At 66.5% G+C, this 19,931-nt stretch carries 18 protein-coding genes and 1 pseudogene; 11 read left to right on the top strand and 8 right to left on the bottom strand.

Annotated features, from left to right (window positions below):
* Positions 1–95 precede the first annotated feature (95 nt).
* Positions 96–962 carry a LysR substrate-binding domain-containing protein gene (locus ACYP5B_RS10875; protein WP_400092180.1) on the top strand — a complete coding sequence of 289 codons (867 nt, stop codon included), beginning with the start codon at positions 96–98 and terminating at the stop codon, positions 960–962.
* A 69-nt stretch (positions 963–1,031) separates the two neighbouring features.
* Here ACYP5B_RS10875 and ACYP5B_RS10870 read toward each other — a convergent pair whose 3' ends face one another.
* Positions 1,032–2,588 carry a methyl-accepting chemotaxis protein gene (locus ACYP5B_RS10870; RefSeq protein ID WP_459569606.1) on the bottom strand — a complete coding sequence of 519 codons (1,557 nt, stop codon included), beginning with the start codon at positions 2,586–2,588 and terminating at the stop codon, positions 1,032–1,034.
* Complete coding sequence (locus ACYP5B_RS10865) at positions 2,588–2,839, bottom strand: hypothetical protein (protein ID WP_459569607.1); 252 nt, start codon at positions 2,837–2,839, stop codon at positions 2,588–2,590. Before ACYP5B_RS10865 ends, ACYP5B_RS10870 begins: the two co-directional genes overlap by 1 nt.
* On the opposite strand from ACYP5B_RS10865, the pseudogene ACYP5B_RS10860 reads away from it, so the two are divergent.
* Both ACYP5B_RS10860 and ACYP5B_RS10855 read left to right on the top strand, forming a co-directional pair.
* Positions 2,823–3,114: pseudogene (locus ACYP5B_RS10860) on the top strand (methyl-accepting chemotaxis protein); the annotation flags it as partial. The gene ACYP5B_RS10865 and the pseudogene ACYP5B_RS10860 overlap by 17 nt on opposite strands.
* 177 nt (positions 3,115–3,291) lie before the next feature.
* Positions 3,292–6,318 (top strand): transglycosylase domain-containing protein, encoded by a 3,027-nt coding sequence (locus ACYP5B_RS10855; RefSeq protein WP_400092179.1) that lies wholly within the window; start codon positions 3,292–3,294, stop codon positions 6,316–6,318.
* A gap of 23 nt (positions 6,319–6,341) precedes the next feature.
* Here ACYP5B_RS10855 and ACYP5B_RS10850 read toward each other — a convergent pair whose 3' ends face one another.
* The 3 genes from ACYP5B_RS10850 to ACYP5B_RS10840 form a co-directional block, all read right to left on the bottom strand.
* Positions 6,342–6,521 carry a hypothetical protein gene (locus tag ACYP5B_RS10850; protein WP_318237623.1) on the bottom strand — a complete coding sequence of 60 codons (180 nt, stop codon included), beginning with the start codon at positions 6,519–6,521 and terminating at the stop codon, positions 6,342–6,344.
* Positions 6,522–6,644: 123 nt separating this feature from the next.
* Positions 6,645–7,787, bottom strand: coding sequence for a DUF1275 domain-containing transporter (locus ACYP5B_RS10845; RefSeq protein WP_459569588.1), 1,143 nt, complete (start codon positions 7,785–7,787; stop codon positions 6,645–6,647).
* Between the two features lie 25 nt (positions 7,788–7,812).
* Complete coding sequence (locus ACYP5B_RS10840; protein ID WP_416053272.1) at positions 7,813–8,064, bottom strand: HPr family phosphocarrier protein; 252 nt, start codon at positions 8,062–8,064, stop codon at positions 7,813–7,815.
* A 240-nt stretch (positions 8,065–8,304) separates the two neighbouring features.
* Between ACYP5B_RS10840 and ACYP5B_RS10835 the strand changes: the two genes are divergently transcribed.
* The gene (locus ACYP5B_RS10835; protein WP_400092175.1) at positions 8,305–9,672 is read left to right on the top strand and encodes a M20/M25/M40 family metallo-hydrolase; all 1,368 of its coding nucleotides are present in this window, start codon (positions 8,305–8,307) and stop codon (positions 9,670–9,672) included.
* Positions 9,673–9,708: 36 nt separating this feature from the next.
* Here the strand turns inward: ACYP5B_RS10835 and ACYP5B_RS10830 are convergent, their stop codons facing one another.
* On the bottom strand, positions 9,709–12,276 hold the full coding sequence (locus tag ACYP5B_RS10830; protein ID WP_459569586.1) for a sensor domain-containing protein: 2,568 nt from the start codon (positions 12,274–12,276) through the stop codon (positions 9,709–9,711).
* Positions 12,277–12,512: 236 nt separating this feature from the next.
* Here ACYP5B_RS10830 and ACYP5B_RS10825 point away from each other — a divergent pair, with 236 nt between their 5' ends.
* From ACYP5B_RS10825 to ACYP5B_RS10795, 7 genes are all read left to right on the top strand, one after another.
* On the top strand, positions 12,513–13,202 hold the full coding sequence (locus ACYP5B_RS10825; RefSeq protein ID WP_459569585.1) for a cobalt-precorrin-7 (C(5))-methyltransferase: 690 nt from the start codon (positions 12,513–12,515) through the stop codon (positions 13,200–13,202).
* A 148-nt stretch (positions 13,203–13,350) separates the two neighbouring features.
* A complete protein-coding gene (locus ACYP5B_RS10820; RefSeq protein ID WP_318237630.1) occupies positions 13,351–14,202 on the top strand; it encodes a universal stress protein in 852 nt (283 codons plus the stop codon).
* Between the two features lie 97 nt (positions 14,203–14,299).
* Positions 14,300–14,644: a metalloregulator ArsR/SmtB family transcription factor gene (locus tag ACYP5B_RS10815; protein ID WP_459569584.1), complete on the top strand. Its 345-nt coding sequence runs from the start codon at positions 14,300–14,302 to the stop codon at positions 14,642–14,644.
* The gene (locus tag ACYP5B_RS10810; RefSeq protein WP_459569582.1) at positions 14,634–15,068 is read left to right on the top strand and encodes a YeeE/YedE family protein; all 435 of its coding nucleotides are present in this window, start codon (positions 14,634–14,636) and stop codon (positions 15,066–15,068) included. Before ACYP5B_RS10815 ends, ACYP5B_RS10810 begins: the two co-directional genes overlap by 11 nt.
* An 8-nt stretch (positions 15,069–15,076) precedes the next feature.
* On the top strand, positions 15,077–15,565 hold the full coding sequence (locus ACYP5B_RS10805; RefSeq protein WP_459569581.1) for a DUF6691 family protein: 489 nt from the start codon (positions 15,077–15,079) through the stop codon (positions 15,563–15,565).
* Positions 15,555–16,505, top strand: coding sequence for a cation diffusion facilitator family transporter (locus ACYP5B_RS10800; RefSeq protein WP_459569580.1), 951 nt, complete (start codon positions 15,555–15,557; stop codon positions 16,503–16,505). Before ACYP5B_RS10805 ends, ACYP5B_RS10800 begins: the two co-directional genes overlap by 11 nt.
* Before the next feature lie 173 nt (positions 16,506–16,678).
* Positions 16,679–18,103: a DHA2 family efflux MFS transporter permease subunit gene (locus ACYP5B_RS10795; protein ID WP_459569579.1), complete on the top strand. Its 1,425-nt coding sequence runs from the start codon at positions 16,679–16,681 to the stop codon at positions 18,101–18,103.
* 31 nt (positions 18,104–18,134) lie between these two features.
* Here ACYP5B_RS10795 and ACYP5B_RS10790 read toward each other — a convergent pair whose 3' ends face one another.
* Together ACYP5B_RS10790 and ACYP5B_RS10785 are read right to left on the bottom strand one after the other, a co-directional pair.
* Complete coding sequence (locus ACYP5B_RS10790; RefSeq protein WP_459569578.1) at positions 18,135–19,448, bottom strand: HipA domain-containing protein; 1,314 nt, start codon at positions 19,446–19,448, stop codon at positions 18,135–18,137.
* Positions 19,448–19,741, bottom strand: a complete 294-nt coding sequence (locus ACYP5B_RS10785; protein WP_400092165.1) for a helix-turn-helix domain-containing protein — start codon at positions 19,739–19,741, stop codon at positions 19,448–19,450. Before ACYP5B_RS10785 ends, ACYP5B_RS10790 begins: the two co-directional genes overlap by 1 nt.
* Between the last annotated feature and the right edge of the window lie 190 nt (positions 19,742–19,931).

The following is a 19,931-nucleotide window of genomic DNA, read 5'->3' as shown; positions in this document are numbered from 1 at the left end:
GGGGTGGTACATAACCTTGCATGGTTTCACTGTAATGAAGGCCGGCACCTGAAACCACTTAATCACCCATGAAAATACTTAAGCAAGTCTAATGAATGCGTAATCTCGATCTGGACCTGTTGCGCACCCTGGTGGCCATTGCCGACCACGGTACCTTTGCCGCCGCGGCGGAGCGGCTGCACCGCACCCAATCCGCCGTCACCCAGCAGATGCAGCGGCTGGAGGAGCAAGTGGCGCTGGCGCTGTTCGAGCGGCAGGGGCGCGGCAAGCAGCTCACGCGGCATGGCAACAAACTGGTGGAATACGCGCGGCAGTTGCTGAACCTGAACGACGAAGCGCTGCGCGTGCTGCGCGAGGGCGACCTCACTGGCTCGCTGCGCATCGGGGCGCCGCACGATGTGGCCGACACCATCCTGCCGCCGCTGCTGTCGCATATCGCCCGGGCGTCGCCCGCCCTGCGGCTGGAGATCCATGTAGGGCGCAGCCCCTTCCTGATGGAATCATTGCGGCGCGGGGAGATCGACCTGACCGTTTCCACCCGGGAAGACAGCAGCCTGGACGGGCTTGTCCTGCGCACGTCGCCCACGATCTGGGTTTGCGCGGCGGATTTTGCTTATGAGCACGGCAGCACGGTGCCGCTGATCCTGGCCGACGAACCCAGCCTGTTCCGCAAGCTGGCGCTGGATGCACTGAAGGAGGCCGGCGTGCCCTGGCGCACGGCGTATTTCGCGCCGAGCCTGATCGGCATCAAGGCGGCGATCCGCGCCGGGCTGGGGATCACGGCGCGCAGCATCGACCTGCTGGGCGCCGACATGCGGGTGCTGGGGGACAAGGACGGGTTGCCGCGCCTGCCCGACGTGACGTACTACCTGTGGGCGCGGCCCAATGCGGCCAACCCGGTGGCGCGGCAGGTGTTTTCCATGCTCAAGACCACCTTGCAGCGCGGCATCACGGCCGCGTGAAGGTGGCTTGAAGGTGGCTTGAAGGCGGTTTGAAGGTGCTTTGATAGTGGCTTGGGTGGGCGCAGTCCCTCAGGCTGCCGGCGCAAGCCGGAAGGCACCCACCGCCTCGGCAAGCTGGCGCGCCTGCGCTTCGAGCGATCCGGCCGCAGCGGCGGCCTGCTCCACCAGCGCCGCGTTCTGCTGGGTGACGGCTTCCATCTGCGTGACCGCCTGGCTGACCTGCACGATGCCGGCGCTTTGCTCCAGCGACGCCGACGAGATGTCTTCCATGATCCGCGCCAGGCGGCCCACGGCATCCACGGTCTCGCTCATGGTCTGGCCGGCCTGGGCGACGAGCGCGTTGCCGGCGCGGACCTTGCTGGCCGAATCGTCGATCAGCGACTTGATTTCCCGCGCCGCGTTAGCGCTGCGTTGCGCCAGCGCGCGCACCTCGCCCGCCACCACGGCAAAGCCGCGACCTGCTTCGCCCGCGCGAGCCGCTTCCACGGCGGCGTTGAGCGCCAGGATATTGGTCTGGAAGGCAATGCCGTCGATCACGCCGATGATGTCGGCGATTCGTTGCGAACTGCTGCTGATGTCGCCCATGGTCTGGACCACACCGCGCACGTCGTCGCCGCCGCGCGTGGCCAGCCGCGCCGCTTCGGCGGCCAGCGCGCTGGCCTGGCGCGCGCTTTCCGTGTTGTTGCTCACCGTGGAGGTGAGTTCCTCCATGCTGGCGGCGGTTTGCTCGAGCGAGGCGGATTGCTGCTCGGTGCGCGAGGACAGATCGGTATTGCCGGCCGCGATCTCGCGCGCGCCGATGTTGACCGAGTCCGAGCTGGCCCGCACCTGGCTGACCGTGCGCGTCAGCGCCTCCTGCATGCGCGCCACGGCGCCAAGCACGCGGCCCACCTCGTTGTTGCCGGCGGCCGCGGCGGGATGGCTCAGGTCGCCCTGCGCCACGCGGTCGAGGTGCTCGGCGGCGGCGGCCAGCGGCGCCACGATGGCCGCACGCAGTCCCAGGTGCACCGCCACGATCAGGCCCAGCGCGGCAGTGATGCCAACCACCACGAGCTTGACCACCGTTTGGTAGCGCGAGCTGCTCTCCGCGGTGTCCTGCTGTGCCAGCTGGCTCGCCTGCTCCTGGAAGCGCTCGACGCCCACCGAGTACTCGGCACCGGAGGCGGTGATTTCCTTGTCGTTGATCGCGGCGTAGGCGGCAGGGTCTCCCGCGCGCAAGGCGGCCAGGGCGCGCTCGACCGTGCCCGCATGCCGGCGCGCGGCATCCACGACCTGGCGGCGCTGGGCATCGTCCTGGCCTTCCTGCACGGGCGCGGCCTCGAAGCGCTGCAACGTATCGGCCGAGCGCTTGAGCGATTTGCCGGCGGCATCGAGCGCGCTGGCATTGGTTTCGGCGCCGCCTTCGCGGGCCGAGGCATAGGCGCGTGCGAGCGCCGAGCGCGCCCGGGTCATGTCCTTGTACGCATCGTTGAGCAGCAGGGCGCTGGCGCACAGTTGCTGCACGCGCCCGGTCGCCTGGTCCGCGGCGCGCAGCGCGAGCACGCCGACGCCCGCGCCGAACACGATCATGAAGGCAAAGGTCACAAGGACTGCCAGCAAGGCAGTGCGCACGCTCAGGTTTTTCATCATCGGTTGGAACAGGAGTTTGAGATCCCTGGGCTAACGGACTGCTTTGCCGGGACTTGACCGAGGCTGGCGCGCGGATGCATGAAAGTTTGCGCGAGATCAATCGAGATGCCCGAAGCAGCATCTCCAGGTGCCGTCTTGCGCACAGCAAACAGCGCGGCCTCAAGTTGTTGTTGCGCTGCACCGATAGACAGTCGCTGGCGCATGTGGCTTTGGGCAACGGCCTTGGCCGGGCGCGCGGCCAGCACCATGGAGGAGATGGTCGCGGCGATCCGCCGGGCGACCGGACATCATGAGCGAGATCGCGGCGGCTTCGGTCGAGCAAAGCGGCGGCATCGAGCAGGTCAATCAGGCGGTGACGTCGATGGACCAATCCACCCAGCAGAGCGCGGCGCTGGTCGAGGAGGCCGCTGCCGCCGCCGCGTCGCTGGAGGACCAGGCGCGCCAGCTCAAGCAGGCCACAGCGGCGTTCCGGGTATTGGCGGGCCGGGAGCGCCGGCGCGCGGCAGGAAATGACGGGAAATGACGGGGAATAGCCGGAAACGCCGGGATGCCGCACGCGCACTTTGTGCGTTAGGCCCCATTAGACTAGGGTATACGTTGTGACGAGAGTGGCGGAATAGTGCCATCGTTGCCAGCAGGCGCCCGGCATTGGCCGAAGCGCCGGGAAAAGCCCCGGTTTCCTCGCAAACGGACCTGAATCGTGCGTCGACGTGTCTGGCCCAAGCTCCTCGTATTGGCGCTGCTTGTGGGGGGCGCATACGTCCTTTGCGCCGTGGTTGCCGAGGAACTGGCCACCTCGCGGATGCAGGCGCGCTACTTCGCTGGGCGGGCGAAGGACGTTGCCTTCGCGGTAAAGGACGGCCCGAGCAAGCGCATCCGCTTTCCGGATGACGGCCCCTATGACCTGCGCTTCGGCTATAGCCGGATGCCGCAGTTCACCGAGTTGCTGGAAGCGCGGGGCTTTCGGCGCGAACGCCAGGCGCAGTGGTCCGACCGCATGCTTGAGCTGACGGACTCCGGCCTGTTCGCGCCCTATCACGAAAAGACCCAGGCCGGCCTGGACTTGCTCGACTGCAATGACGTGCCATTTGGCGCCAGGCGCACGCCGCCCCGTACCTACGCCAGCTTCCAGGAAATTCCGACCCTCCTCGTGAGCGCGCTGCTCTATATCGAGAACCGCGATCTGCTCGATCCCGAATTCCCCACGCGCAATCCCGCGCTGGACGTGCGGCGCTTCACGCGCGCCGCATTGGATCAGGGTGTGCATTTCTTCAACGAGAAACACGACGCCGCCGGGGGCAGCACGCTCGCTACCCAGATCGAGAAATACCGGCATTCGCGCTCGGGCCGCACCAGTTCGCCCAAGGAAAAGCTGCGGCAGATGGCCAGCGCATCGATGCGCGCCTACCTGGACGGCCCGAACACCGTGGCCGCCAGGGAGCGCATCCTGCTCGATTACCTCAACACCGTGCCGCTCTCGGCCCGGGCCGGCGTGGGCGAGGTCAACGGGCTGGGCGACGGCCTGTGGGCCTGGTACGGGCAGGACTTCGACGAGGCCAACCGCTTGCTGGCGAACGCCGCCGGGCCGGGACCCGGCGCGGGCCAGGGCGAGGGCGAGCTCGGCCAGCGGCAGGCGCGGGTGTTCAAAGAAGCGCTCTCGCTGATCATTGCGCAGCGCGGGCCATCGCACTTCCTGCGCCGCGATACCGCCACGCTGGCGGAGCTGACCGACAGCTACATCCGCTTGCTGTCGGCCGCGGGCGCCATCCCGCCCTGGCTGCGCGACGCTTCGCTGGCCCAGTCCTTGACGCTGGCCCCTCCGGCGATGGACCGGCCGGAGGTGTCATTTATCTCGCGCAAGGCTATCAGCGGGGTGCGCACCGATTTGCTGCGCTATCTCGACCTGGGCAGCAGCTACGAGCTGGACCGGCTCGACCTGACGGCCCACAGCACCATCAACACCGGCCTGCAACGGGTGGTCACCGAGGCGCTGTTGCGGGCGGGCACGCGTGACGGCGCGCATGGCTTCGGGATGTATGGCCACAACCTGCTGCGCGAGGGCGACGACCCGGCCAAGCTGGCGATCAGCTTCACGCTCTACGAGAAGGTCGACGGCGCCAACCTGCTGCGCGTGCAGGCCGACAACCTGGACCTGCCGTTCGACCTGAACCGCGGGGCGCGGCTGAACCTTGGCTCCACCGCCAAGCTGCGCACGCTGGTGACCTACCTGGAAATCATCTCCGAGCTCCACGAGAAATATGCCGGCATGTCCGCCGCCGAGCTGCGCGAAATCAAGCCGGCCAAGCTGGATGCGTTGACCCAGTGGGTGGTGAGCTACCTGCTCACCGCGCCCGACAAGAGCCGGCGCGCCATCCTGGATGCCGCCATGCTGCGCCGCTATTCCGGCAACGCGGGAGAAGCGTTCTTTACCGGGGGCGGGCTGCAGACGTTCACCAATTTCGAGCGCTGGGAAAACATGAAGATCATGACCGTGCGCGAAGGGTTCGAGCACTCGGTGAACCTGGTCTATATCCGCCTGATGCGGGATATCGTGCGCTATGAAACCTATCGCCTGCACCCCGATGCCGACGAATGGCTGAACAATCCGGCAGCGCCGCAGCGCCGCGCTTACCTGGTGCGGTTTGCCGACAAGGAGGGCAGCGACTACCTGCGTGCCTTCTACGGGAAATATCGCGGCATGACCCAGCAGGAAGCGGCCAGGCGCGTGCTCCAGAACCGCCACTTCTCTCCGGTGGGGCTGGCGGTGACGCTGCGAAGCATCGATCCCGACATCGATCCGGCGCAGTTCAACAAGATCATGCTTGCCACCCTGCCCAAGGCGGGGCTGACCGATGAGAAGCTGGCCAAGCTGTACAGCAAATACGGACCGACCAGTTTTTCGCTCAATGACCGGGGCTACCTGGCGCGGGTGCACCCACTTGAGCTATGGCTGCTGAACTACCTGCGCCAGCGGCCTGGTGCCAGCCTGGATGAAGTCTTGCGCGACAGCACCGCGCAACGCCAGGAGGTGTATGCCTGGCTGTTCAAGACCCGTCATCCCGGCGGGCAGACGCGCCGCATCCGCAGCCAGCTGGAGCGCCAGGCCTTTGTCGAGATTGCCCGCCGGTGGCAGCGCCTGGGCTATCCGTTCAGCGCGATCACGGCGTCCTATGCCTCGGCGATCGGCGCGGCGGGGGACCGGCCGGCTGCGCTGGCCGAGCTGGTCGGCATCGTGCAGGGCAATGGCGTGCGCCAGCAGGCCACGGCGCTGCGCAGCCTGGATTTTGCGGCGGGCACGCCGTACGCGACCGATTTCGGATTGGGGCAGAAGGGCACGCAATTGCTGAGCGAGGATATCACCGAGGTGGTGCGCGCCGCGCTGATCGGCGTGGTGGATTCGGGCACGGCGGGATCGCTGAAGTCCGCGCTGGGCGGCAGCGGCATCGTGGCCGGCGGCAAGACCGGCACGGGCGATCATCGCTACGAAGTCTACGGGCCGGGCGGCCGGCTGATTTCGTCGCGTGTGGTCAGCCGCTCCGCCACTTTCGTGTTCTTCCTTGGCGACCGCTACTTCGGCAACGTCACGGCGTATGTGCAAGAGCCCTATGCCGCGCGCTACGCCTTCACCAGCGCGCTGTCCGTGCAGTTGCTGAAATCGCTGGCGCCTACCATCCTGCCGCTTGTGCGCGACGGCGGCGTGCGTTCACCGCTGGCATGCAAGCACTGAGCGGCAGCGCTGCCGGGGCGAGCCTAATCCCAGCCATGTCGTCGGGCCCAGTACTCGTCTTCGGAGGTGCGGGCGTGCCGTTCGTACTCGGCGATGACCTGCAAGGTGGCGGACTGGAGCAGGGAGCCTGCGGTGAGCAGGGCCGCAAGATCGCGCAGGCCCTGCAGGCAGGTCACGGTGGGGGGCAAGGCTTGGTCCTGCATGATGCGTTGCTGGCTCGGTGATGGGCGGGATGTGCCTCCCGACGATTTGATTGTAGGTAGCGCCGGCCGAGCCAAATGCAAACCAATGTGTCCGCGCGTACCTTCAGGGCCTGGAACGGCAAATCAGTTGCTTGCGAGCCACGGAATATGGCGCGCAAGCAGCGCAGCCATCACAACGGCGCCGCCTATCCACAGCACGATGATGACCGCCGCCGCCACGCGGCTGCTCGGGCGTTGCCCGGCCGCAACGGCGGCGGCCCGGTACTCGCGCATGAGGTCCGGCGGGATCATCCGGATGGCCAGCATGACCCCGAGCGGTACCAGCACGACATCGTCCAGGTAGCCCCGCACCGGGATGAAGTCAGGGATCAGGTCGATCGGCGACAGTGCGTAGCCCGCCACCAGCAGGGCCACGGCTTTTGCGTACCACGGCGTGCGCGGGTCGCGCGCGGCCAGCCACAGGGCGTGGACATCGCGCAATACCTCGCGCGCCCATTTGCGCCCGTAGGCGGCCAGCCGCGCGCCGTGGTCCCGCACGTCGTCCACCACCGGCACGAACGCCAGCACCAGCAGCAATGCCGCCAGCGCAAGCGTGGCGCTGAATCCCAGCTGCTTGAAGCCCAGCGCGCCGACGACGCCGCCGAAGAAGAACAGCGCCACCAGCATGGCCAGCGTGCGCAGCCGGGGCCGGTTAGCCAGCACCAGCGGCCCGGCCTCGTCGGATCTGGCGAGGTTCCAGTAGAACAGCTTGCCGAGTTCGATGCCGATATCGGTCACCATTCCCGTGATGTGGGTGGTGCGGATCTCGGCGTGGGAAATCTTGGTGATCATGGCGTTTTGCAGGCCCATGATGAAGCACAGCACCATCACGGTGGCGGGCACGAACAGCCATTGGTGATTGCCAAGGTTGCCGCCGAGCAAGCCAAAGCACAGCAACAAGATGGCCTCCAGCATCAGGGGCAAGGCATATTCGCTGTTCAGGTGTTCACGCCGTGCCCAGTTGATGAGGATGGCGGAAGTGGCCGCGCCAGCCAGGAAGGACAGCAGCGCGCCAAGCCCCTCCAGGATCAGCCCGACCTGCCCCAGCACCAGGTGGTCCGCCATGGCCGAAACGATGCCCGTCATGTGGGAGGTGTACTGCTGCACGGCAAGGAAGCCGCCGGCGTTGGTGGCGCCGGCCACGAAGCTGAGATAGCCGGCAAGCTGCCGGTTGGCCTGCGGGCTGCGTACCCGCCCGGTGAGGTTGCGCAGGTAGGTGATGGGCATGGTCGCTGTCGGGCGGGCGGGCCGCTTAGTCGGTCAGCAAGGCGCAGATCACGCGCAGCGCCACCGACTCGTCCGCGCCGCTGGCCTGGATGCGCAAGCGCAGCCCGGCGCGCGCCGACAAGCGCATGACCTCGGACACATTCTTGGCGTCCGCGGTGCAGTCATTGCTGCTCAGTTGGATATTGCACTCGAACTGGCTTGCCGTGGTGGTCAGCCGTGTGGCCCTGCGGCCCTGCAGGCCGTGAGGACTGGACATCTCAATCGTTGCTTCTACCACATCACCCTCGGTAAAACCTCGATAAAGCGTGGACGCCGGGCAAGCCGGAAAGGGGGCCACTGCCACGGGTTTGCTTGCCAATGTATCGAATGGTAATCCAATTACCGCGCCCGGCACATGGATGCCTCTTGCAGCCCAATATTGCCCGCCTCGCTGGCAGAATATGGCTTCGCCCGGCCATGCCCGATGCATGTGCCGTTCGTCATGCCGCCATGTCCTTCCCGGAGTCATCGTCCCACCATGCAAGCACGTCCCCAATCCGTTGCCATCCCGGTCCGTCCGCTTTCCCTCATGCTCGCGGTGCTCGCCCTGACAGGTAGCCACGCCGTAGCGCAGACCATCCCCGTGCCGACGGTATCGCCCGCGGTGGACCGCGCCTACGCCACGCTCGAAGCCGCCCCGCTGGTCAAGAAGGTGCTGGCCGACGTGAAGGCGGATGACGCGCGTTCGCTGGGCGATCTCAAGGCCCTGACCGAGATCCCCGCGCCGCCGTTCAAGGAGAAGGCCCGGGCCGAGTATTTCCTCTCCCGGCTCAAGGCGCTTGGCCTTGCCGATGCGCATATCGATGCCGAGGGCAATGCCATCGGCATCCGCAAGGGAAGCGGGAACGGGCCCAAGCTGCTGATCTCGGCGCACCTGGACACGGTCTTTCCGGAAGGCACCGATGTCACGGTCAAGCCGCGCGACGGCCGGCTCTATGCACCGGGCATCTCGGATGACACGCGCGGGCTGACGGTCCTGTTGTCATGGCTCAAGGTGCTCAACGACAACCAGGTGCGCACCGTGGGCGACCTGGTGTTCGTTGGCAATGTGGGCGAGGAAGAGCTGGGCAACCTGCGCGGCATGAAGGCCGTGTTCCGCGACCACCCGGATATCGACGGCATGGTCGGGCTGGAGCCGGGCGTGGGTGACCGGGTGCTGTCGCTCGGCACCGGCAGCCATCGTTACGAGGTGACGTTCCGCGGCCTGGGCGGCCATAGCTTCGGCGCTTTCGGCCTGCCCAGCGCCATCCACGCGATGGGACGGGCCATTGCCAAGGTGAGCGACGTGCGCCCGCCCGAGGATCCCAAGACCACGTTCACGGTGGGCACGGTGGGCGGCGGCACGTCAGTCAACGCGATTGCGGGCGATGCACGCATGGCGGTGGATATCCGCTCCAACGCCACGCCATCGCTGCTGGAAACCGAAAAGCAGATCATGGCGGCCATCGAGGCCGGGGTTGCCGAGGAAAACCGCCGCTGGCATCCGGCCGACGCCGCCAGCCAGATCACCTACCAGGTCAAGCAGATCGGCGACCGTCCGGCGGGCCATACGCCGCCGGACGCCATCATCGTGCAGGCGGCGGTGCGCGCCATCAAGGGCTATGGCAAGGGCACGCCCAGCCTGCGCGGCGGCAGCACCGACGCCAACGTGCCGATGGCGCTCGGCATTCCCGCCATCATCATCGGCAGCGGCGGCAAGACCGGAGGCTTCCATGCCCGCGATGAGTGGTACGACCCGACCAACGCCTGGCAAGGCGCCCAGGTCGGGTTGACCACGGTGCTCGGGCTGGTGGGCGTGCAGGGCGTCGCCCAGCCGCTGCTGGAAAAGCGCGCCGCCGCCAGGTAGGCGACGCGAGAGCGGGGCGCTGCCCCGCTTTTCCCTTCAACGCCGGGAATGCCGCTCTCCATGCTCCGCCGGCTCCCGCTCAACCCCCCGCGGCGCGGCGATCCATTTCGCCACCGCCACGGCATCCAGCGGGCGCGAGAACAGATAGCCTTGCCCCATATGGCATCCCTGCGACAGCAGGAAGCGCCGCTGGGCTTCGTTTTCCACGCCTTCGGCGATCACGGCGAGCTTCAAGCTGTCGCCGATGCGGATGACGGCGCTGGCCAGTTCGCGGGCGGCGGCATCGCTTTCCAGGTCGATCACAAAGCTCTTGTCCAGCTTGAGCTGGTGCACGGGCAACTGCCTGAGATAGCCCAGGCTGGAATATCCCGTGCCGAAGTCGTCCATGGACAAGCGCACGCCCTGCGCGTGGATGGCGGCGACAGTGGCTGCCAGCCCGGCGTCGTCCTCCATCAGCAGCCCTTCGGTCATTTCCAGAACCAGCGCTTGCGCGGGCAGCCCATGGCGGGACAGGGTCTCGGCCACTTGCGCCGGCAGGCCCGGGTCGCGGAAGCTGGCGGGCGAGATATTGACGGAGATCGTGGGTACGGACAGGCCTTCCCGGCGCCAGGCAGCTAGCTGCGCGCACGATTGCTCCAGCACCCAGCGATCCAGCGTGCCGATCAGGCCGCTGTCTTCGGCCAGCGGCACGAAGCGGTCGGGCGGCACCGTCCCAAAGTGCGGGTGGTGCCAGCGGACCAGCACTTCCAGGCCGTAGAGGCGCCCGTCGCGCAGGAACACCTGGGGCTGGAAGTTGAGATGAAGCTCCTCGGCGAGCAGGGCGTCGCGCAGTGCGGACTCCAGCGCAAGGCGTTCCTGCGCGGCCCAGTTCATCTCGATGCTGAAGAAGCGGAACAGGTTGCGCCCCGCAGCCTTGGCGTCGTACATGGCCATCTCGGCGCAGTGCAGCAGGTAGTCAAGCGCATCGCCGTCGGCCGGGAACATGCTGATGCCGATGCTGGCCGAGGGTGCAATGCTGGCGTGGTCGATGCGCAGCGGCTGGCGCAGCGCGGCCAGGATGCGCTTGCCCGCCGCAATGGTCTGGGCGCGGTCGCTGTCAGGCAGCACCAGCGCGAATTCGTCGCCCGACAGCCGCGCCACCAGCGCGGTGTCCCCGGCGTGCGCGCTAAGGCGTTGCGCAACCTCGCGCAGCAGCTTGTCGCCGCCGACGTGGCCGAGCGAGTCGTTGATATGCTTGAAGCGGTCCAGGTCGACGAACAGCACGCTGAGCGTGGTGCCCGCCGAGCGCGCCGCGAGCAACAGGGTGCCGGCCTGCATCTGCAACAGGCTGCGGTTGGGCAGGCCGGTCAGTGAGTCGTAGTGGTCGAGTTGCAGGATCCGCTCCGCCGCTTCCTCGCGCTCGAACGCGAGCTTGCATAGCGAGGCGCATACCTCGGCCAGTTGCTGGTGGAAGGCATCGGGCTGGCGGACGGTGCGGCAGTAGAAGGCCAGCGTGGCAAGCACGCGGCCATCGCTCGCCTTGATCGGATAGGACCAGCATGCTGCGAGGCCAAGGGGCAGGGCGAGATCGCGAAAATCCGCCCATAGCGGATCGTTGGCGATATCGCTGACAATCACCGGCTCGCCCAGCCAGGCCGCCGTGCCGCAGGAACCCACGGATGGTCCCATGATCACGCCGTCCAGCGCCGCCGAATATTCCGGCGGCAAGTCGGGCGCGGCGAGCGGATGCATGCCGCCATCGGCGTCCACGCGCAGCACGGACGCGATCACGGACGGTGCAACGCGTTGCACTTCCTGGCAGATCAGCTCCATCACGGCGGGCAGCGGCTGCTCCATCACCATGGCTTGCAGCACCTTTCGCTGCAGCATCTCGTAGGTCCGCTGCTGGGTGATGTCGGTGAGGATGACGATGCCGTGGTGCCGGTCGCCGGTAGCGCTGACCAGGTGGCGGACGGTGGCGCAGACCCAGAGAGGGCTACCGTTGCGCGCGTACACCAGCGCCTCGTGGCGCTCGCCGCCCGGGGATGAGCGCTGGGCATGCAGGCGTTGCATCACGCCGGGGTCGGTGAACTCGCCGGCCAATATCTCGCGCGGCGTCTTCCCCTTTAGCTCGCAGGGCTTGTAGCCCAGCATGCGCGTGAGCCCGGCGTTGGCGTACACGATGTGCCAGTCAGCATCGACCACCAGCACAGCGCTGTCGATCTCGTCGGCAATGACGGAGAGCAGCGGGTGATCGTCGCGGCTGGCATCGTGGTGGCTGGGCACCTTCACCAGCAGCGTGCGCAGCGTGACGTCGCCCAGGCGGGTGCTGGATTCCGCGACATGGCCAAAGCGAAGCTCGCCATCCGGCCTCAGGATCTGGACGGCGGGCAGGGGCTGGGCACGCTCGGCGTCGGTATCCGGCAGCTTTTGCACGAGCGCCTCCATGTTCATGCCGAAGACTTGCGTTCGGGATGCGCCATAGAGGGCCTCCGCAGCAGCGTTCAGGAAGATCACCTTGTCGTCCGCGTTCAGGACGAAGACGGCGTCGGTGGCTTGCTCGAGCGAGTTGCGGAACAACTGATGAGGGTCGGCTATGCTGAGCGCTTTGTCTCTGTCTGGCATGAGTGAGGTAAACGTCGCTAACGACCGAGAATGCCTGCCTTGCCCGGAAGGGCTCGCGGGACATTGACTCGGCTCTGATGCAGCTATCGGCATCCAGGACCGGATCCTGAAGTCTTTTTTTGCGCGAGGCGTCCCCCGGCGCAGGCTTCGTGGTCCGACCGCTTGGCATAATTGCGCCCTGTCTTGACGGGGCGATGCACGCGCCGTCCCCATCACCGCTCGAACCGGGACCCTTCATGATCATCTGCGCCGGCGTTGGCCCCGGGCACCTCGACTTCCTGACCCACGGCGTGGCGGAGCTGATCCGTGGCGCCGACATCGTGGCCGGCTTCGACGCGGTCATCGACGTCATCCGCCCGCTGGTGCCGCCGGCTACCCAGGTCGTCACCATGGGATACCAGGACCAGGTGGAGCGGCTTGGCTGGGTTGCCGCCGAGCACCATGGCGGCCGGCGCTGCGTGGTGCTGTTCATGGGCGACATGCATTTCAGTGGCTTCCAGTACCTGGAGCGGGTCGAGCGGGCATGCGGCCATCCGGTGGATACCGTGCCCGGCATCTCTTCCGCCCAGGTGCTGGCCGCGCGCGGCAAGGTTTGCTTTGACGAGACCACCTTCCTGACCTTTCACCGGCGCGGCGACCTCGAACCGTTCAAGCGCCATCTGGTGCATGTGCTGGCGGACCAGCGCAATGCCATCGTGATTCCGCGCCCGTGGGATTTCATGCCCGGCGATATCGCCGCCTGGCTGGTGGCGCAGGGCGTGCCGCCCGAGCATCCGGTCGAGGTGTGGGAGAACCTGACGCTGGCCGATGCGCACTGGCGGGGCACGCTGGCCAGTTGCACGCTGGCGTTCACCGATATGAGCATCATGCTGATCCGCGCGCTGGCGCCCATGCCCAGCCAGATCGAGCCGCCGCCGCTTGCTTAGCCCTGCGCGGCGGCCGCGCAGGGCAGGGTCGACATTGATCTGCCGCAATATGCCCGCATTGCCCGCTTGCGCTGCCCCGCGCACGGAGTAGAGTCCAAAAAACGGCTGCAACCGTGCGCTGGGGTCTCCTGATCGGAGGGAAAACATCATGGATTTCAAGACCGTGCTGGTCGAACTCGGTGCCGACCCCAGCTGTGCGGATCGCGTCAACCTTGCTGCGGAACTGGCGCAACGCTCGGCCGGCCATGTGATCGGTGTGACGGCCACCGGCATGCGGCTGGAGCCGTTCCGGGGCGCGGGCGACGAGGCGGGATACTACGCGGAGCTGGCCCGGCGCCAGTTGCTGGCGCAGGGCGCCGAAGCCAGTGCCGCATTCCATCGGGCCATGTGCGAAGCGGCGCCCGGCGTGGGCTTCACCCACCGGGTCATCGAGGACGACGTGGGCTGGGCGCTGGTCCAGCAAGGGCGGGTGGCGGACCTGGTTGTCCTGGCCCGCTTGCCCGGGCCGGAATCCATCCCCGTGCTGGTGGCACAGACCCCGGAATATGTGTTGCTCAACACCGGCCGGCCGGTGCTGCTGGTGCCACCGGGCGTACGGCATCTGCCCTGCGAGCATGTCGCCATCGCATGGGATGGTGGGCGGGAAGCCGCCCGGGCCGTGGCGGATGCGATGCCCCTGCTGCGCCTGGCCAAGCGTGTCACCGTGGTGTCGGCGTCAAGCACGCATGACCACTCAGCTACCCACGGCATGCCGGATGTGCCAGGCGCGCACGCCGGCCTGCGCGATCACCTGGCGCGCCAGGGCGTCACCAGCGTCATGCACGCCGTGCAAGGCAGCCACCAGGTGGGCCAGCTGCTGCTGGAGGCGGTGCGGCACTTGCAAGCCGATCTGCTGGTGGCGGGTGGCTATGGGCACGCCCGGCTGCTTGAGCTGGTCACCGGCGGCACCACCCGCACCCTGATGCGCCACGCCGACATTCCGGTGTTGATGTCGCACTGAAGGGCTGCCTCGGCTGGCATCAATATATGTTTTAATATAATATTTGCCTGTATATTGATTAGCAGGCCGGGCTTCCGTCCCTGCCTTCGGTGAACCCATGCAAGCAGTTTCTCCTTCCCTGAGCCTGGACACGATGCGCGCCGCCGCTGGCGACGCCACCGCCATGTTGCGCGCTCTCGCCAATGAAGACCGGCTGCTGCTGCTCTGCCAGCTCAGCCAGGGCGAGTTGTCGGTGGGCGAGCTCGAAGCGCTGCTCGGCATCCACCAACCCACCTTGTCGCAACAACTCGGCGTGCTGCGTGCGCAAGGGCTGGTCGACACCCGGCGCGACGGCAAGCGGATCTTTTATGCGGTTGCCGATGCACGGGTGCTGGCCGTGCTCAAAACACTCTACGCCTTGTATTGCCCCATGGATGAAGGAGCCACTGGCAATGACCATTGACTGGACCCATTTCACGCCCTGGTCCGCGCTGGGCGGTGGCCTGCTGATTGGCGTGGCCGCCGCCGCGCTCGTGCTATTCAACGGGCGCATCGCGGGCATCAGCGGCATCGTCGGGGGCTTGCTGCGGCCCAGGCGCGCAGAAACTGGCTGGCGTATTGCCTTTGTGCTTGGCCTGCTGGCGGCACCGCTGCTGTGGCGCCTGTTCGGCACGCTGCCGGAGAGCCGGGTCGATGCCGGCGCCGGCCTGCTGGTCGTGGCCGGCCTGCTGGTGGGGCTGGGTACCCGCTACGGCGCCGGCTGCACCAGCGGGCACGGCGTCTGCGGGCTGTCGCGGCTGTCGCCGCGCTCGCTGGCGGCCACCGCGGCCTTCATGGCGGCCGGTTTTGCGACAGTCTTCGTCGCACGGCACCTGCTGGGCGCATAAGGAGCGACATGAACCGGCTTTCTTCCTTGTTGATCTCGCTGGCCTGTGGCCTCGTGTTCGGCCTCGGGCTGATCCTGGCCGGCATGGCCAATCCGGGCAAGGTGCTTGGATTCCTTGACCTTGCGGGGCGCTGGGATCCCTCGCTGGCGCTGGTGATGGGCGGCGCGATCGCGGTGGGCGTGGTGGCGTTCGCCTTCGCCCGGCGGCGTGCCGTCTCGCTGCTGGGCGTGCCCATGCAGCTGCCGGCATCGCGCCGGATTGACCGGCGCCTGCTCGGTGGTAGCCTGTTGTTCGGCGTGGGCTGGGGACTGGCGGGGATCTGCCCGGGGCCCGCGCTGGTGCTGCTGGGCGCGGGCGCATGGCAAGCCGCGGTCTTTGTGCTGGCCATGCTGGCCGGGATGGCGCTGTTCGAGTGGCTAGAATGGCTGGGACGCGGCCGCGCTTTGCGCGGCAACGCGGTAACCGGACAACGGGAGTCATCAATCGATGCAAGCTGATGAGGTCGTTGACGAGGCCGAGGTAGAAACGCCTGCCAGGGCCCAGGCAGCGCGGCGCAGCACCTGGGTGAGCGTGGCCGTGAATATCCTGCTGACCTGCATGCAGATGCTGGCGGGCGTGGTGGCTGGCTCGCAGGCGTTGATCGCGGATGCGATTCATTCGCTCTCCGATCTGGTCTCGGACTTTGTGGTGCTGTTTGCCAGCCACCATAGCCGCAAGGGCGCGGACGCCGACCACCAATACGGCCACCAGCGCTTCGAGACCGCCGCCTCGCTGGCGATCGGCCTGCTGCTGCTCGCGGTCGGCGTCGGCATGTTGTGGTCGGCCGTGCAAAAGCTGGAGCATCCCGAGCTGATCCAGCCGGTCAAGGGTGTCGCGCTCTGGGTGGCCTTGGGCGCGCTGGTGGCAAAGGAATCGTTGTTCCGCTACATGCTCGCCGTGGCCGAGCGGGTGCGCTCCAGCATGCTGGTTGCCAACGCATGGCACGCGCGCTCGGATGCGGCATCGTCGCTGGTGGTCGCCGTGGGCATCGGCGGCAACCTGCTTGGCTACCACATGCTCGACCCGGTGGCCGCGCTGGTGGTCGGCCTGATGGTGACCAGGATGGGCTGGAAGTTTTCCTGGGATGCCCTGCATGACCTGATGGACCGCGCCGTGGACGCGCAGAGCATCGAGGCGATCCGGCAGGCCATGCAGGCCACGCCCGGCGTGCGGGGCCTGCATGACCTGAAGACCCGCAAGATGGGCGACGCGATCCTGGTCGATGTGCATCTGGAGATCGATGGGGCGATGACGGTGGAAGCGGGGCACCGTATTGCCGTGGAGGCGCGCCTGAGCGCCATGCAGATTCCGGACGTGCTCAATGTGATGACCCATGTCGACCCGGTGCGCGTGCCGCAGCGCCAGGCCGAGGACCCGGCGCGCGCAGGCGCGGCATGACGGCTGCCGCGATTTCGTAGTGCTCCTGCATTGATCCGGCACCGCGATCGGCGCAAACGTGTATTGCCGATGCCCGGTATGATTGCCATCCCGGCTTGAAATGGCTTTCCGGCGGCGAAAAGCGGTCCACCCGCTTCGCCGCGCAGACACGCATCCCCCGCACCCGCCGCTCCATGGACCACACGCAAACCCAGTCATCGTCGATGAGATTCCTGCCCTATCTCGTCGCAGCCACCTTCTTCATGGAGTACCTCGATACCACCGTGCTCGCCACTGCGTTGCCGCAGATGGCGCGGTCGTTCGGGGTCGGGCCGAATGACCTGAGCCTGGGCATGACGGCCTACATGCTGGCGCTGGCGGTGTTTATCCCGATCAGCGGCTGGATCGCCGATCGCTTCGGATCGAAGACGGTGTTCGGCGGCGCGATCGTTGTCTTCACGGTGGCTTCGGTGCTGTGCGGCGCATCGAACGGATTGTTCGAGTTCACCGCGGCGCGCGTGTTGCAGGGCATTGGCGGCGCGATGATGGTGCCGGTCGGCCGGCTGATCGTCGTGCGCAACACCGACAAGCGCCAACTGATCAAGGCCATTTCCACCATCACCTGGCCCGCCATCGTGGCGCCCGTGGTCGGGCCGCCGATCGGCGGGTTCATCACCACCTACGCCTCCTGGCGCTGGATCTTCCTGCTCAACGTGCCATTCGGCATTGCCGCGCTGATCGCCACCTTCATGATGATCCGCAATGAGCGCGCGAGCGAGCCCAGGCCGCTCGATATCGTTGGCTTCCTGCTCAGCGGCGCCACGCTCACCTTCGTGCTGTACGGCACGGAACTGGCAAGCCAGCAAGGCTCCAGCCTGGCGACGGCGGGCGCCTTTGTGGCCGCCGGCCTCGCCCTGGGCGTGCTCGCCGTGCGCCACGCCGCGGGGCGCGAGCATCCGCTGCTCGATTGCACGACGCTGCGGGTGCCGACGTTCTCGGTCACGGTGATCACCGGATCCGTCACCCGCATCGGCATCGGCGCGGTGCCGTACCTGATGCCGTTGCTGTTCCAGGTCGGCTTCGGGCTGTCCGCGTTCCGCTCCGGGCTGTTGCTGCTCGCCAGCGCGCTCGGCAACCTCGGCATGAAGGCGCTGACCACGCGCGTGCTGCAGCACTACGGCTTTCGCGCTACCGCGATCGTCGATGTGGCCTTCGCCAGCGTGTTCATCGTCGCGTGCGGGTTCCTCACGCCCGAGACGCCGCTCGCCATCGTGCTGTTCGTGGTGTTTATCTACGGCGTGACGCGCTCGATGCAGTTTTCCACGCTTGCCACGCTGGCCTACGCCGATATCCCGCAAAAGCAGATGAGCAGCGCCAATACGCTATGGAATGCTGCCCAGCAGATGTCGATCGGCCTTGGCATTGCGTTTGGCTCGCTGTCGCTGAGGATTGCCGCATCGCTGCGCGGCGAGGCCAGTGACGCGCCGCACTTTACGCTCGGCGATTTTCGCTGGGCGTTTCTCTTCGCGGGCGTGCTGACGCTGGTGTCGTTGATCGGCTATGTCCGGCTCACGCCGGATGCGGGACGGCATTTGTCGAGCCGGCGGGCGGCTGGGTGATGGGGAGGGCCGTGCAGGGTGTTGGTCGAGGTTAAAGCAGGGCGGCGTCAACCGCCAGGATCTGCGCAGCCATGCCGACGAGAATGCCCGCCTGGCGCTGGACCAGCGCAGCGATCGCGCGCACTATCTCACGTTCTTCCCCGACATAGACGGCATCCTCGGCCTGTCTGGCGGCATGGGTGGCAGCGGCTCGCGCCAGGCTTGTCATGATCCGGACCGCCGTGGGCCGGCGGATGCCGATGCGAGACATGAAATCCGCTAGTGCAAACGGCGTTAGCTTCGCCATGTCGAACTCATCGCCGACGGCCATCGCCAGATCGTGCACGAACTGGTCGTACTGGACCACCGAGACCAGGTCGTAGAACGGCGTTGGGCGCAGGCCGGCTTGCGTGCAAAAGAATGAGAAGTTCTTGCCGTGCGCATCGCTGTTGCCGATCAGGAGCTGGAAAATCGCCCATTGCAGCATCGTGCGCTGGGCGATCGCCTGGTCGACCGTCTTGTCCCGCAATGAAAACAAGCGCTCAAAGCTGACGCCGTCGCGAATTGTGGCAACGTCCTTGGTGGCGCCGAAATTCCGCTCGTATTTGTAGCTCACGGGGAGATCCAGCGCCTGGCACGCATCGACAATATGCAAGCGCCTGACAGCACCGTTTTCCTTCACGCGGTCGAAGCGCGTGACCAGCAAGATCGGGCTAGGGATACGGCGCATTGACACAGGCGCAACGGGCAAGCCGAGGTGGGCTGCCAGTGTCATGCAGAAGTGCTCATTCGCCACCATGCACATAGTGGCAGCTTGCGCGGGCTCAGGCTTGACGATGTGCGTCGACGCGACACCGGCTCCGTCGGCCAGGAATAGCCGCTCCCCATCCATGAACACGGCCAGCTTGTCCTGGTAGCCAGCAATGGACAAGCGAACCCGCCCGTCCCAGACAGAAAAAGGAACCTGTTCCCGATCGCGGATGCGCAAGTTCAGCTCATCGGTGGATATCTCGCGTAGCCGAGGCACTTCCACCGGCGGTGGGGCATCGGCACGAAAGCTCAGCGCCCCCGTGGTTTCTCCCCCAAGCTGTCGAATCAGGCCGTAGACGTTGTTCTTTGAGACTTGCCCATAGGCCGAAGCGATGTCCAGCGCCCGCCCTTCGGGAAGGAGGTTCTCGATAAAGCGCCTGATGCTGGCGGAATTCGCTGGCGTATCGAACGGGATGGCCGGCGACAGGGCGTAGCGATGCGGGGCGGACCGCCAGGCTTCGTCGTACGCAAACGAGAAACTGTCGGCGAGAGGGTCGTAGTGGACCGTCCCCACCAACTCGTTCCCATCGAAGACAGAGAGCGGATGGGTGGTCATCAGGCACTCTCGGGGGGAGCGTCGGGAAGCGCGATCTCCGCGACGGCCGCCTTGGGCCACAGGATCATGCTCAATCCCAGCCCAGCAAGGACAAGCAGAAGCTTGTCGGTCTGGACGGGGCGGCCATTCTCCAGCCGCGACAACAGATTCGCCGATACACCACAAAAACTCGCCGCATCGTCGATGCGAAGCTGTTGCTTGAGACGACGGTTGCGCACGAGGGCGCCGAGTTCGTCAAGGGAGGCGATCCGCGGCTGAACGAACGGAAGCGAAGCTTGCAACTGGCGGGACATACGCTTTGGCTCTCCTTCGGTACGTGAAATATTGTTTCCATATATGGAAACAAGTATCCGGCAAGGGAGAATTTGGTTTGTTGTTTCCGTATGTGGAAACTATAAGGGTGGTACTCCCTGAAGTCAATATAGTTTCTCTTTATGGAAATAATCAAAATGACGATCACAAAACTGCATAGTTTCCATGTAC

The sequence above is a fragment of the Cupriavidus sp. 8B genome, from assembly GCF_054589115.1.
This window is presented reverse-complemented; position numbering and strand designations above follow the sequence as displayed.